11 protein-coding genes are annotated in these 13,438 nt (G+C 70.4%); 7 read left to right on the plus strand and 4 right to left on the minus strand.

Going from position 1 to position 13,438, the window contains the following annotated elements:
- Together ACLQ2O_RS32840 and ACLQ2O_RS32845 are read left to right on the plus strand one after the other, a co-directional pair.
- The gene (locus ACLQ2O_RS32840) at positions 1–771 is read left to right on the plus strand and encodes a hypothetical protein (protein ID WP_425839457.1); all 771 of its coding nucleotides are present in this window, start codon (positions 1–3) and stop codon (positions 769–771) included.
- Between the two features lie 87 nt (positions 772–858).
- Entirely contained in the window at positions 859–1,617 is a 759-nt protein-coding gene (locus ACLQ2O_RS32845; RefSeq protein ID WP_425839460.1) for a RodZ domain-containing protein, read from the plus strand.
- Positions 1,618–1,658: 41 nt separating this feature from the next.
- Here ACLQ2O_RS32845 and ACLQ2O_RS32850 read toward each other — a convergent pair whose 3' ends face one another.
- Entirely contained in the window at positions 1,659–1,790 is a 132-nt protein-coding gene (locus ACLQ2O_RS32850) for a hypothetical protein (RefSeq protein WP_425839463.1), read from the minus strand.
- Positions 1,791–2,819: 1,029 nt separating this feature from the next.
- Here ACLQ2O_RS32850 and ACLQ2O_RS32855 point away from each other — a divergent pair.
- From ACLQ2O_RS32855 to ACLQ2O_RS32875, 5 genes are all read left to right on the plus strand, one after another.
- Positions 2,820–3,953 (plus strand): phosphotransferase, encoded by a 1,134-nt coding sequence (locus tag ACLQ2O_RS32855; protein WP_425839465.1) that lies wholly within the window; start codon positions 2,820–2,822, stop codon positions 3,951–3,953.
- Positions 3,954–4,035: 82 nt separating this feature from the next.
- Positions 4,036–5,742, plus strand: a complete 1,707-nt coding sequence (locus ACLQ2O_RS32860; RefSeq protein ID WP_425839468.1) for a MiaB/RimO family radical SAM methylthiotransferase — start codon at positions 4,036–4,038, stop codon at positions 5,740–5,742.
- The gene (gene pgsA / locus ACLQ2O_RS32865; protein WP_425839471.1) at positions 5,739–6,362 is read left to right on the plus strand and encodes a CDP-diacylglycerol--glycerol-3-phosphate 3-phosphatidyltransferase; all 624 of its coding nucleotides are present in this window, start codon (positions 5,739–5,741) and stop codon (positions 6,360–6,362) included. The genes ACLQ2O_RS32860 and pgsA overlap by 4 nt, the downstream gene beginning before the upstream one ends.
- A 152-nt stretch (positions 6,363–6,514) precedes the next feature.
- A complete protein-coding gene (locus ACLQ2O_RS32870) occupies positions 6,515–6,970 on the plus strand; it encodes a CinA family protein (protein ID WP_425839473.1) in 456 nt (151 codons plus the stop codon).
- 163 nt (positions 6,971–7,133) lie between these two features.
- Entirely contained in the window at positions 7,134–7,418 is a 285-nt protein-coding gene (locus ACLQ2O_RS32875) for a helix-turn-helix domain-containing protein (RefSeq protein ID WP_184794210.1), read from the plus strand.
- An 8-nt stretch (positions 7,419–7,426) separates the two neighbouring features.
- Here ACLQ2O_RS32875 and ACLQ2O_RS32880 read toward each other — a convergent pair whose 3' ends face one another.
- The 3 genes from ACLQ2O_RS32880 to ACLQ2O_RS32890 all read right to left on the minus strand — a co-directional run bounded on the left by ACLQ2O_RS32880 (position 7,427) and on the right by ACLQ2O_RS32890 (position 13,387).
- The gene (locus tag ACLQ2O_RS32880; protein ID WP_425839476.1) at positions 7,427–7,927 is read right to left on the minus strand and encodes a hypothetical protein; all 501 of its coding nucleotides are present in this window, start codon (positions 7,925–7,927) and stop codon (positions 7,427–7,429) included.
- A gap of 92 nt (positions 7,928–8,019) precedes the next feature.
- A complete protein-coding gene (locus tag ACLQ2O_RS32885) occupies positions 8,020–8,805 on the minus strand; it encodes an Fpg/Nei family DNA glycosylase (protein WP_425839479.1) in 786 nt (261 codons plus the stop codon).
- Between the two features lie 10 nt (positions 8,806–8,815).
- A complete protein-coding gene (locus ACLQ2O_RS32890; RefSeq protein ID WP_425839481.1) occupies positions 8,816–13,387 on the minus strand; it encodes an ATP-dependent helicase in 4,572 nt (1,523 codons plus the stop codon).
- Positions 13,388–13,438: the final 51 nt, after the last annotated feature.

Consider the following 13,438-nt stretch of genomic DNA (forward strand, 5'->3'; position numbering starts at 1 on the left):
GTGCCGGCCCAGACCACCATTCCCCGTGAGCCGTCCGACCCCACCCCCACCGCCGCCCCGGTCCCGGAAGTCACCATGAACACCCAGTCAGGCAACACCCCCGTCCGGGTCCGCAACGAGACCCCTGTCGACGCCGAGGCTCCGGTGCGGGACGTCCGCGTCGAGGAGCAGGGCGACGTCTCGGCGTACGAGGGTGACCCGCCGGTGTACGACGGGCAGTTCGACGTCGCGGACTTCGACGCCGAGCCCGACGAGGTGCTGCAGGAGTTCACCGTCCGCTCCTCGCAGAAGGTGCACGGCGGCCTCGCCGTCGGCGCCGCGCTGGTCGCGGTCGGATTCGCCACGTCGGCGTCGACCTCGCCGACCGGTGTGCTGCGCTGGTTCGCCGCGGCCGCCTTCGCGACGCTCGCCGTGATCTCCGCCCGCGCCCTGACGGTGGGGGACATGCTGGTCGCCGACCGCGTCGGGATCCGCCTGCGGATCGGCGACGAGTGGATCGGCACCCGCTGGGAGGAGATCGAGGAGGTCACCGTCCTGCGCCGCCGGCACCCGCTCGACGACGGCCGGATCGCGGTCCACCTGCTCGACCCTGGACCGATGCTGGCGGCGATGCCCTCCGCGACGCGCAGGACCACGGATGCGAACAGACGCCTCACCGGGACCTCGCTCGCGGTACCGTTCGGGTTGACGGCACGGCCGTCGAACGGGGAAGTGGTACAGGCACTGCACATGCTGGCGGACGCGAGATGTCCGGTCAGGGAACAAATCTGACTCTGCCGTGACCCCGTCGGGCCGAGGCCGTTGACTTGATGTCGGCGGATCGGTGAAGCACACGGGTGGTGGAGAGGCGGTGGGGACGTGACCATCGGCAGCGAGCTCACGGCGGCCCGCGAACGGGCGAACCTGTCGGTCGAGCAGCTGAGCGCGGCCACCCGGATCAGAACAGGTCTGCTGGTCGCGATGGAGGCCGACGACTTCTCCCGCTGCGGCGGAAACTTCTACGCCCGCGGCCACATCCGCTCGATCGCCCGCGTGGTCAAGGCCGACCCGGCCCCGCTGCTGGCGGCCTTCGACGAGGCCTACCCACCCAGCGAACCCGACCGCGCCCGCCGCGACGAACGCATCGAGCCCCGCAAACCCCGCCTGCACCCGGTCCGCCCCCGCTGGGCCGTCGTCGTCGGCGCGATCCTTGTCGGCCTGATGGGCTGGGGCATGGTCCGCCTCTTCACCCTCCCCAGCGACGTAGAGGCCAACGCCTCCCGCAGCGCCAGCCCCACCCCCGCGGTGACCACCCCCGCCCCCAAACCCACGGCGACCAAGCCACCGCCCCCCAAGCCCACCACCCCCGCCAAGCCCAAACCGGCCCCGAAGGTCGTCGTAGTCCTCAAGTCCACCGGCGAAGGCACCTACGTAACCCTCCGCAACTACTACGGCGAAGTCCTCTTCCAGGGCCTCCTGGGCACCGGCTCCACCCAGACAGTCACCTACCCCGGCTCCATCCGAGTCTCCGCCGGCGCCCTCAAAAACCTCACCATCACCATCAACGGCCAAAAAGCCACCCCCGCCAGCAAACGCTTCACCATCACCCCCACGGGCGCCATCCAAAAAGCCCCGTAACAGACCGCTCAGCCCCACCGCCCCACCCGAGCCCGACCAACTCACCCACGGCCCTGCACGATCCAGCCGGACCCACCCCGCGGGAAGACGTTCTCACCGCCAGTCACGACCTTGTCGTCGGCGCGGCCGTCGACGAAGAACCGGCCGAGCCAGACTGGCTCGCTCGGCTCCACGCCCCCGCGAGAGAGTTGCAGCGGCTCGCACGTCGGCTCCACGGCCCCGCGCGAGCTCGGCCAGCTAACCCCCGGATCCGACCGCCTCACCGATCTGCTTGTACGACGGCCGCGCAGACGCGCTGCCCACCGGCAGCCCGCCCCAGCCCCAGTCCGGCAGCCGCGAGGCCACCCCTGACCGGCCCCCTGTACGACACCCACCCGGGCACCCGGTGGCCCGGCCCTGCCCGTGCGACGCCATCAGGCGCACCGCCCATCGATCTGCCCGTACGACGACCGTGCGACTGAAACCACCCACACGGCGCGGGCCCAACCCGGCCTGCGTCGTACAGCGACCGAGCTGATGCATTCACTCGGCCGGTCGAGTACGGCGCCCGAGCGGCACGCTAGGCACCCAACCCTCCCCGTGCAACGCCGAGCGGGCGAACCAACCGAGACCTGCTCGTACGACGACCGAGGGGCACCCCACCGAATCCTGCCTGTGCGACGACCGAGGGACACCCCTACCGACTTATGCCGGTACGACGACCGAGCGGGTCCACCACCGAGCGGGCCTGCACCGTAGGACGCTCAGTGGACGCACCAGCCAGCTGACCTGCGCCAGCGCCCCGGGCGGGTGCACTCACCGACCTGCTCATTGGCCTCTAGGGGGCACCATCCTCGACCTGCTCAAACCAGCTCGGTGCGCACCGACCGCGCCGATGGAGACAGTCGTGTGCAGCCGTCGCCGACATCATCCGCGGGTGCGGCACGCAGGGATCTGTTCCGGAGGAGCGCGCTCTGCATCCCCTCGCCGAAGGTTCGCCGGCATCAGATGCGGTGAACAAATATGTCGCACCAACCAGCCAACGTCTGCGACGGTCGAGTGCTACGTCCGCGCGGGATGGTGGAACCGCTCTGACCGAGCCGGCGGACCCTGTCCGCCGACAAGCCGTGTCAAGCCGGAACCCGGAACCCGGGGTCGGACGGATGGCTGCGTGGGCTGTTCTGGAGCTCAATCAAAGGATCCCGTGTGAACGAGAAGCCGACATGACCTCGTCCGACGCGCGCTCTAGTTCCAGCTCGGCGTCCCACGCAGGCGCACAGCCTGGCGTCGGCCCCAATCCGGTCGACCTCGAGCGGGACTTCGGGCTCAGCGTCTCCTCCCTGGTCGCGCATCCAGGTGGGTTCGAGAGCGAGGGCTGGGTCGCCGACGGGACTTGGTTCGTCAAGGTCTGGCGGCAAGAGCTCTCACCGGCGGCACCCGATCCTGTGCCAGGCAGGTTGGGGATACTTCACGAGCTCCGGAAGCTCGGCCTCCCCGTCCCTGCGCCCGTGCCGACGCTCTCCGGAAGTCTGCACGCGATCTGGAACGCGCGCCCGTACGCCGTCTTCCCGTACATCGACGGCCGTCCCGCCGCCGACACCGATTGGCGCCAGTCGGCTCGCGCCCTTCGACAAGTCCACGACGCCGTCCCACCTTCCGCACTCCGCGAGATGGACAAGGCCACCTCAAGTTCCGACGCGCCGCCAGCTTCCGACCTGGGCCCGACAGCGGCCCCGGGCCCGGCCTCTGCGCTGGGCCCGGCCTCCGCGCTGGGCCCGGCCTCCGCGCTGGGCCCGGCCTCCGCGCTGGGACGGGCCTCCGGCCTGGGGGAGCACCAAGACGCGAACGCGGTCCTCGCGCTGCCGGTTGGCGGCTTTGACGAATCTGATGTGCACCAGTTGGCCGTGCGGCTGGATCATCCTTGGATCGCGGATCGCAGCGACGAGCTGGCTGCGGCGATCGATCGCCTGGACGATGCCGTTCGGCGAGCGGAGCGGCGTCCTGCTCGTCGCGTCCTGTGTCACACCGACTTCACCTCGCTCAATCTGATCGTGGACAGCGACGACCGGATCGCCGCGATTCTCGACTGGGACCAGGCGGTTCTGGCTCCGCGCGAGCACGATCTGTGGATCGCGGCGGAGACTCGCCACCTGGAGGGTTACCTCACCGAGTACGGCGCTCAGGATCTGAACATCGACCAGCTCGAGTACGCCCTCCTCTCGCGGGCCCTGCGCGACCTGACGGCCCGCGTCCTGGGCGACGTCGACCGCCCGGGCGTACAGACCTGGGGCTTCGATCGCCTGGCCAGGCTCGTCGACGACCTCGCGCGGTTCCGGCCGTTCTGCACCGGCTTCTGACCGGCGGGCTACCACTCGGATCCACGCTCGATCGAGGTGGTTGGTTAGGGGCGTTGGGGTCGCAGCAGTCATACTCGGGGTGATGACTACGAACCCCACGACTGTCGCCCTGGTCACGCTGGGCTGTGCTCGTAATGATGTGGACTCCGAGGAACTGGCCGGTCGGTTGGAAGCCGGCGGGTTCCGGTTGGTGGAGGACGCGTCCGAGGCGGACACCGTGGTGGTGAACACCTGCGGATTCGTCGAGGCCGCCAAGAAGGACTCGGTCGACACGCTGCTCGCCGCCTCCGACTACAAGGACTCGGGCCGCACGCAAGCGGTCGTCGCGGTCGGGTGCCTGGCTGAGCGGTACGGCGAGCAGTTGGCCGAGGCGCTGCCGGAGACCGACGCGGTACTCGGCTTCGACGACTACGCGGACATCTCCGACAAGCTGCGCTCGATCCTGTCCGGGACCAAGCACCAGTCGCACGTCCCGCGCGACCGCCGGAAGCTGCTGCCGCTCGCACCGGCCGACCGTGCCGGAGCCCACGGCGTCGCAGTCCCCGGCCACGGCGACGCGGCGGCCGACAACGGCACCCCGGCCGACGGCGACGCGGCGCGCGACAACGGCAACGCGGTGTCGGCTCATGTCGCCGCGGGAGCACACGGCTCGCACATCCCCACCTCCTTGAAGCCGACGAACGGCAACGCAGCAGCGGATGTCGAGGCACTGGCCTCGGGCGCGACGGCCGAGCTGAAGGGCCGAGCGGTCAAGCCGTCCGATCCCTCCGAGCTGACCATCGACGCACCGGACCTGATGAGCGCGCCGGCCAGTGGCCCGCGTGTCATGCGCCGGCGGCTGGACGGCGGCCCGATGGCGCCGCTGAAGCTGGCGTCGGGCTGCGACCGGCGCTGTGCTTTCTGCGCGATCCCGGCGTTCCGCGGCGCGTTCGTGTCGCGGCGCCCGACCGAGGTGCTCGGCGAAGCCCACTGGCTCGCCGAGAACGGGGTTCGCGAGGTCTTCCTGGTCTCCGAGAACTCGACCTCGTACGGCAAGGACCTGGGCGATCTGCGGCTGCTGGAGACGCTCGTCGGCGAGATCGCGGCCGTGCCGGGTCTGACGCGGGTCCGTGTTTCGTACTTGCAGCCGGCCGAGATGCGCCCGACGCTGATCAGCGCGATGGCCTCGACGCCCGGCGTAGTGCCGTACTTCGATCTGTCGTTCCAGCACGCTTCCGGCCCGTTGCTGCGCCGGATGCGCCGGTTCGGCGACGCGGAGCGGTTCCTCGAGCTGATCGACCAGGTCCGCGCCCAGGCGCCGACCGCGGGCATTCGGAGCAACGTGATCGTCGGGTTCCCGGGGGAGACCGAGGAGGACGTGGACATTCTCTGCGACTTCCTTTCCCGCGCCGGGCTCGACGCGATCGGGGTGTTCGGGTACTCCGACGAGGACGGCACCGAGGCCGAGACCTACGACGGCAAGCTGGACGAGGACACGATCGCGGCCCGGCTGGACCGGGTCACCCGGCTGGCCGAGGACCTGACCTCGGCCAGCGCCGAGGCACGGGTCGGTGAGACGCTCGAGGTCCTCGTCGAGTCGCTGGACGGTGACACCGCCGAAGGCCGCGCTGCCCACCAGGGCCCCGAGGTCGACGGGTCCACCACGCTGACTGGTCTGCCCGACGGTTTGGCGCTCGGAGATCTCGTCGTCGCCACCGTGGTGGCGAGCGAAGGCGTCGACCTCGTCGCGGAGTACGCCGCGCACGTGCAGCCCCAGGAAGTCGTCCAGGCAGCTAACCTGACCGCGTGACGAACCCGCCGACGAATCCGGTGCCGCACGCTGCCACCGGTCCGATCAGCGCGCCGAGCGCCTGGAACGTGGCGAACGCGCTGACGGTGCTGCGGCTCGTCCTGGTCCCGCTGTTCGTCTGGCTGCTGCTGCGCGACGGTGGTGCCGACGACGGGAACCGGCTGCTGGCGACGGCCGCCTTCGTGGTCGCGATCGTCACCGACCGGTTCGACGGCGACATCGCACGCCGCTGGAACATGGTCACCAACTTCGGCAAGATCGCCGACCCGATCGCCGACAAGGCGCTCACCGGGGCCGCGTTCATCGGGCTGTCCGTGCTCGGCGACCTGCCGTGGTGGGTCACCATCGTGGTGATGGTCCGTGAGTGGGGGGTGACCGCGCTCCGGTTCTGGGTGATCCGGCACGGTGTGATGCCGGCCAGCCGCGGCGGCAAGCTGAAGACGGTCCTGCAGGCGATCGCACTCGGTCTCTACCTCCTTCCCTGGCACTCGGTGGCGGTCGTGCACTGGATCGCCGTGGCGTTCATGGCCGCAGCCGTGATCGTGACGATCGTGACCGGCCTCGACTACGTCGGCCGCGCGCTCCGCCTTCGCGCGGCTGCCAAACGCCCGCTTCCATGACTCCGGCCGACACGCCCGGCGCGGCAGGTGGCGCAAACACGCCGCCCTCGGGCCCGAACGGCTCAGCGCCCGCGTCCGACTCATTCCCGGCCGCCGGCCGGCACACCGCCTCGCGGGTACCCAGCGGCCTCGACGCCGCTCTCGCGGACTTCGTGGAGCTCCTGAAGACACGCGAAGCCACCGTCGCCACCGCCGAGTCTCTGACCGGCGGCCTGGTCGGCGCCACGCTGACCGACGTACCGGGTATCTCGGCCGTCTACCGCGGCGGCGTGATCGTCTACGCCACCGATCTGAAGGCGACCCTCGCAGGCGTCCCGGAGGACCTGCTGGCCGCTGTCGGGCCTGTGCACGCCGACACGGCCCGTGCGCTGGCGGCGGGTGTCCGGGAGCGGCTGGGGGCCACCTACGGCCTTGCCGCGACCGGTGTGGCCGGACCGGATCCGCAGGACGGGATCGAGGCCGGCACGGTGTACGTCGCGGCGGCCGGACCGCACAAGGTCGCGGTCCGCAAGCTGTCGCTGAGTGGGGACCGGGCCACCATCCGCTGGGGCAGTGTCGAGGCGGTCCTGCGGCTCGGGGCCGAGTTGATGACGGAAGATCCTGGCTGATCGGGGTGTTGAGACCAGCATGGGCAGAGGTAGGGCAGACTGGAGCGGCGCACCGAAGCTGGACGTTGCGAACGGTAGTGACCCGGCAACGGGTACCGTTGGTTCCCACGGTCGAGCTACGGTGCGAGTAGATTCGGTCCGACAGGCGGAAGGGAGAAACCTCATGGTGCTGGTTCGTGGCCTGCTGGGCGACGTACTGCGGCGTAAGCGGCTGCGCCAGGGGCGCACTCTGCGCGAGGTGTCCGCCGAGGCCCGGGTGAGCCTGGGCTACCTCTCCGAAGTGGAGCGCGGTCAGAAGGAAGCCTCGAGCGAGCTGCTGGCAGCGATCTGCACGGCCCTCGACGTCCCGCTCTCGATGATCTTCGCCGAGGTGAGCGAGGACCTGGCCCGCGAAGAGGCTCTGGTGCTGGCACATACGACGATCGAGCCCGAGGTCGTCGCGGCCTGATCCGGTCGTCATGACTCGCCACCCGCTTTCGCGGCGCGGCGAGTGTTGTACTGGCTGACCGCGTACGTCGTCTTCGTGACCGGCGCCGGTACGTCGGTTGGTGGTCGCCGCAGGAGATCCGTCCTGAGCAGCAGTTGAGCCGGGATCGGTGCGGCGCCGTCGCGCCGGAAGAGCCGGTTGACGGTCGGCAGGTACGTCGTCGTCAGCGGGAAGTAGATCAACTCGATGCGCTCGGCACCGGGATAGAAGCTGTTCGGTTCGTCGCAGTCGTGAAGCCGATGCCCGTCCTGGACGGCCAACGCCAGCGGCTCCAGCAGTGCGAGCCCCGCCGAGGCGTCGCGGCCGAACACCATGAACTCCGGATGTTCGCGCAGGCACAGACCGATCGTCGAGGTCACCGGCCACTCCGGCCTGGAGTCGTGCTCGACGGTCCAGCCGTCGCGGCGGACCACCTGCAGCACCTGCGGCGCGTAGGCCTCGTCCGGGCGCCGAAAACAGATCTCCGTCATGACCTTCTCCTCTCCGAGTCGAACATGTGTTCGATCTCGTCTCGTCAGAGAAGATATCCGTTTCCGGTGCGGTCGCCGGGGTTGTCCACAGGTCAGTTCTCGGGCTGGCAGCGCGGGCACCAATAGCTGACGCGCGCCCGCGGTGGTTCACCGATCGGAGCTGTCAGGACAGGCGTCCGGCAGCGTCGGCACGGCTTCCCAGGGCGCTCGAAGACCCAACTGCGCTGACCCGGCCGATCCACTCCGGTGGTGACTTGGGCCGCGTGGACGAGGTTCGCCTTCATCAGCCGCCGGCTCAGGTCGACCACGGCTCCGAGGTCGACCGTCGACACCGGACGCCAAGGATGCAGCCCGAGGAGGAAGCAAACCTCGGTGCGGTAGAAGTTCCCGATCCCGGCCAGGTTCCGCTGGTCGAGCAGGGCCTCGCTGATCGTTCGCTCGGGATCAGCCGCGAGGTTGGCCAGGGCAACCGTCCGGTCGAAGGACGGCGACAGCAGATCAGGCCCGAGATGCCCGACCACCGTCTCCTCGGCTGAGGTCGCGACGAGTTCCAGCACCGGCAACCGATACCCCACAGCGGTCCACGCGTCGGTCTCCAGCACGGCGCGCACCTGGAAGTCCGGCCCGCCCTTCCACTTCTCGCCAGGTCGGTACAGATGCCAGCTGCCCTCCATCCGGAAGTGGCTGTGGATGGTTGTCCCTTCCGACAGCCGCATCAGCAGATGCTTGCCGCGAGGCACAACCTCGACAAGGGTCCGGCCGCTCAAGTCGGTCGTCGCGAGCGTCGGTACGCGGAAGTCGGTCTTGGTCAGCACCTTCCCGGCCAAGGCCTGGTCGAGCCGTTTCGTCGCGCGCCAGACAGTGTCTCCCTCGGGCATGGCAGCGCCCTCAGACGCGGAGCCGCAGCCCGCGCGGCGTCGCGTGGAAGCCCGCCTTCGCCAGTGCGTCTCCGAAGGCTGTGTGCCGAACCTGCTCGCCGTCCGCGGTCTCGACGCTCAGCTTGCCAAGATGCCCGTCCCTGATCGCGAGAGCCAGCGCATCGACGGCCGGCTGCAGCAGTTCGGGATCCTCGGTGAAGCTCAGTACCGTCCTTCCACCACGCTCGACGTACACGATCAGCTTCCCGTCGACGAGCATGACCAGCGCACCGGCCTTCCGGCCCGGCCGATGCCCGCCGGCGTTCTCGCGCTCAGGCCAAGGCAACGCAGCGCCGTACGGGTTCGCAGGATCCGACGCAGCCAGTACGACGGCCCGCGCCGCCGAATCCTCCCGCCCGCCGCCAGGCGCGCCGTCAGCCAAGGCCCGCAGCCGGTCGACAGCTCCAGGAAGCGCGAACTGCGCCGCTCCCAGCCCCGCCACGAAGTACCCACGCCGACATCGCCCGGACTCCTCGAAGGCGCTCAAAACCTTGTACACGGCCGCGAACCCGCCCGGAGTCCGCTCGGTGATCACCGAGCCGCGCGTGACGATCCCGTAGCGATCCAGGAGCGTCTCTGCCGCAGCGTGCGCCCGACGCGTCGTGTCATCGTTGCGCTCCGGCAGCAACGACCATCGCCCACCAGCCGTCGGTGGACCGCTGCGTGCAGGCATCGCCGGCCGCCCAGGCCGCGGCGCTCGCCCGGGCCGCGCACGCGGCGTCGCCCGTCGGGTCCGATGACTGCCGCGGCCGCCGCCGACCAAGGACCGCACCGGAGCCAACGTGTCGTTGGTCAGGTACCCGGCCCAGACGAGATCCCAGAGCACCCCGACCAGCGTCTCGTCGTCGACCACGCCGCTTGCCGCTCCGACCGCATCGCTCAACTGACGGAAGAAGAACGCGCCGCCCCCGGCCAACGCGTCCAGCACCGCCTGATGCGTTTCGCCGACCTCGAGCGTGGGATCCGGATCCGGCAAGGTCAGGTCGCAGTTGTCCGCCAGATGCAGCGAGACCCACCCGTCCGTCCCCGGCAACGAACCGGACCCCGCCCAGATCACCTCACCGGTCGCGGTCAGCTCGTCCAGCATCGACGGCTGATATCCAGGCACTCGCGCGGGCAGCACGATCGACTCCAGCGCTGACCCAGGCACGGCACATCCCGCCAGCTGCTCGATCGCACCGAGCAGTACGTCGTACCCACGCCCGCGGCTGCTCGTGATGCCCTGCCAGGCAGGCAGGAACCGTGCCAACGCGGCGGGCTCGACCGGCTCGACTTCCTTGCGCAGCGCGGCCAACGACCGCCGCCGCAGCATCCGAAGGATCTCGCTGTCGCACCACTCCATCGCGATGCCGCCAGGCAGGAACTCGCCCTCGACCACGCGACCGGCTGCACCGAGCCGCCGCAGCGCGTCCGTCACCACTGCAACTCCCGTGCCCAGGTGCGTCGCCAGATCCACGGCCCGGAAGGGCCCGTGCGTTCGGGCATAGCGCGACACGAGATCGCCCAGCGGATCCGCGACGGACTCGGCATGCGCCTCGGCCACGCCAGGAGGCACCGGTACGCCGAGCGCATCGCGCAGTCGAGCAACATCCTCGACGACAGCCCACCGGTGCTCACCCGCGATCCGAACCCGGACCACTCGCCGAGCCGCCGCCAACTCCGTCAGCCACGCCTCGGCATCCGACCCGTCGACACAACGCTGCCCGGCCTCGTGAACCGACAACGGCCCGACCAGCCGCAGTACGTCGAACAGCCCTTCCGCATTGCGCGCGCGCCGATCCTCCGCCAGCCGCTGCAACTCGGCCTCGGTCCGCAGCACGACCTCGGCGTCGAGCAGCTCGCGCAACTCGGTTCGGCCGAGCAGCTCGGACAGCAGACTCTGATCGAGCGCCAGCGCGGCAGCCCGCTTCTCCGCCAGCGGCGCGTCACCCTCGTACATGAAGGCGCCCACGTAACCGAACAGGAGGGACTTCGCGAACGGAGACGCCTCGGGCGTCTCCACCTCGACCACGGAGATTCGCCGCTCACCGATCCCGGTCAGCAGATCCTTCAGCGCGTTGAGGTCGTAGACGTCTTGCAGCACCTCGCGCAGCGTCTCCAGCACGATCGGGAACGAACCGTACTTGCTGGCGACGCTGAGCAGCTGCGCCGACCGCTGGCGCTGCTGCCACAACGGCGACCGCTTCCCCGGATTACGCCGGGGGAGCAGCAGAGCTCGCGCCGCACACTCGCGGAAGCGTGCCGCGAACAAGGCTGACCCACCGACCTCGGCGGTCACCAGGTCCTCGATCTCGGCCGGGTCGAACAGCACCAGCTCGGCCCCCGGCGGCGGCTCGTCGGTCTCCGGCAGCCGCAGCACGATCCCGTCGTCACCCGAGACCGACTGCGCGTCCATCCCGTACCGCTCGCGCAGGCGCGCGGCGATCGCGAGCGCCCACGGTCCGTGCACCTGCCCGCCGTACGGCGAATGGATGCAGACCCGCCAGTCGCCCAGCTCGTCGCGGAACCGCTCCACCACGATCGTCACGTCGTCCGGCACCCGGCTGGTCGCTTCGCGCTGCTCGCCGAGGTACGCGACCAGGTTGTTCGCCGCGTACTCGTCGAGGCCGGCGTCGCGGGCGCGTTTGATCGCCTTGGCCGGCGACAGGGCCGCCATCGTCCGCACGAACGCGCCGGTCGCGGCGCCGAGCTCGGCCGGTCGCCCGACCGCGTCGCCCTTCCAGAACGGCAGCCGTCCGGGCTGACCCGGCGCAGGGGAGACCAGCACGCGGTCGTGGGTGATGTCCTCGATCCGCCAGCTGGAGGCACCGAGCGTGAACACGTCGCCGACGCGCGACTCGTAGACCATCTCCTCGTCCAGCTCGCCGACCCGGTGGTTGGTCGACTCGCCGACCAGGAAGACGCCGAACAGGCCGCGGTCCGGGATCGTGCCGCCGCTGGTCACCGCGAGTCGTTGCGCACCCGGCCGGCCGGAGATCTCTCCGCTGACCCGGTCGAACACGATCCGCGGCCGCAGCTCGGCGAACTCGTCCGACGGGTACCGCCCCGACAGCATGTCCAGCACGCCGTCGTACGCCGAACGCGGCAGCGTCGCGAACGGCGCGCACCGCCGTACGAGGGTGTAGAGCTCGTCCACGTCGATCGTGTCGAGCGCGACGATGGACACGATCTGCTGGGCGAGCACGTCGAGCGGGTTGGCCGGGATGTGCAGGCTCTCGATCAGCCCGTCGCGCATCCGCTGCACCACGACGGCCGTGTCGACCAGGTCGCCACGGAACTTCGGGAACAGCACACCGCGGGACGTCGCACCGACCTGGTGACCGGCGCGCCCGACGCGCTGCAGCCCGCTGGCGACCGACGGCGGCGCCTCGACCTGGATCACCAGGTCGACCGCGCCCATGTCGATGCCCAGCTCCAGGCTGCTCGTCGCGACCACGCACGGCAGTCGTCCGGACTTCAGGTCGGCCTCGATCAGCGCGCGTTGCTCCTTGCTCACCGAGCCGTGGTGCGCCCGCGCGATCAGCGGCGGCGCGGCCAAGGACGCTCCGGACTGAGCCATCACCTGCGCGGGCGAACCGGCGTCCGCCAGCTCCAGCTCGGCACGCTCGGCAGCGATCTCGTTGAGCCGGGCGGTGAGCCGCTCGGCCAGACGGCGTGAGTTCGAGAAGACGATCGTCGAGCGGTGCGTGGAGATCAGGTCGAAGACGTGCTCCTCGACGTGCGGCCAGATCGACGCGTGCCGCGGCGGACCGGCGGCCGAGCCCGACGTCTCGATCTCGGTGCTCGCCAGCTCGGCCATGTCCTCGACCGGTACGACGACGCTCAGGTCCCACTGCTTGGTGAACTTGGGCTGGACCACGGTCACCGGCCGCTCGCCGCCGAGGAACCGGGCGACCTCCTCGACCGGCCGGACCGTCGCCGACAGCCCGATCCGCTGGGCGGGCTTCGGCAGCAGCGCGTCCAGCCGCTCCAGCGTGAGCGCCATGTGCGCGCCGCGCTTGGTCCCGGCGACGGCGTGCACCTCGTCGACGATGATCGTCTCGACGCCACGCAGCGACTCCCGCGCCTGCGACGTCATCATCAGGAACAGCGACTCGGGTGTCGTGATCAGTACGTCGGAGGGCCGGCGCGCGAACCGCTGCCGCTCATTGGCCGGGGTGTCCCCGGACCGCACCGCGACTTCGACGTCGACCGGCGCCTCACCGAGTCGGCGCGCGGTCTCCCGGATGCCGATCAGCGGTGCGCGCAGGTTGCGCTCGACGTCGACCGCCAGGGCCTTCAGCGGCGAGACGTAGAGCACCCGGCAGCGCAGCTTGGGGTCGTCGGGCGGGGGAGTGGTGGCCAGCCGATCCAGTGCCCACAGGAAGGCGGCCAGCGTCTTGCCCGAACCGGTGGGCGCGACGACCAGCGCGTCCCGGCCCGCGGTGATCGCGTCCCACGCCTCGAGCTGGGCCGGGGTGGCCGCTTCGAAGACGTCGCCGAACCACGCCCGGGTCGCGGGCGAGAAGCGGCTCAACGTGGTGGACTTCTGCACGCCCTCCATCTTGCCGGGTCCCTCCGACAGTTTCCGGTCCGGCGGCCGGAGGACCCCCGC

This window comes from Kribbella sp. DT2 (assembly GCF_049844575.1).
Taxonomy (GTDB): domain Bacteria; phylum Actinomycetota; class Actinomycetes; order Propionibacteriales; family Kribbellaceae; genus Kribbella.

What these genes read in the sequence shown, in the direction of transcription:
- ACLQ2O_RS32860 (WP_425839468.1), top strand. Translation starts at nt 4,036, where the DNA reads ATGACTACGAACCCCACGACTGTCGCCCTGGTCACGCTGGGCTGTGCT.
- ACLQ2O_RS32875 (WP_184794210.1), top strand. Translation starts at nt 7,134, where the DNA reads ATGGTGCTGGTTCGTGGCCTGCTGGGCGACGTACTGCGGCGTAAGCGG.
- ACLQ2O_RS32890 (WP_425839481.1), bottom strand. Translation starts at nt 13,387, where the DNA reads ATGGAGGGCGTGCAGAAGTCCACCACGTTGAGCCGCTTCTCGCCCGCG.
- ACLQ2O_RS32885 (WP_425839479.1), bottom strand. Translation starts at nt 8,805, where the DNA reads ATGCCCGAGGGAGACACTGTCTGGCGCGCGACGAAACGGCTCGACCAG.
- ACLQ2O_RS32855 (WP_425839465.1), top strand. Translation starts at nt 2,820, where the DNA reads ATGACCTCGTCCGACGCGCGCTCTAGTTCCAGCTCGGCGTCCCACGCA.
- ACLQ2O_RS32880 (WP_425839476.1), bottom strand. Translation starts at nt 7,927, where the DNA reads ATGACGGAGATCTGTTTTCGGCGCCCGGACGAGGCCTACGCGCCGCAG.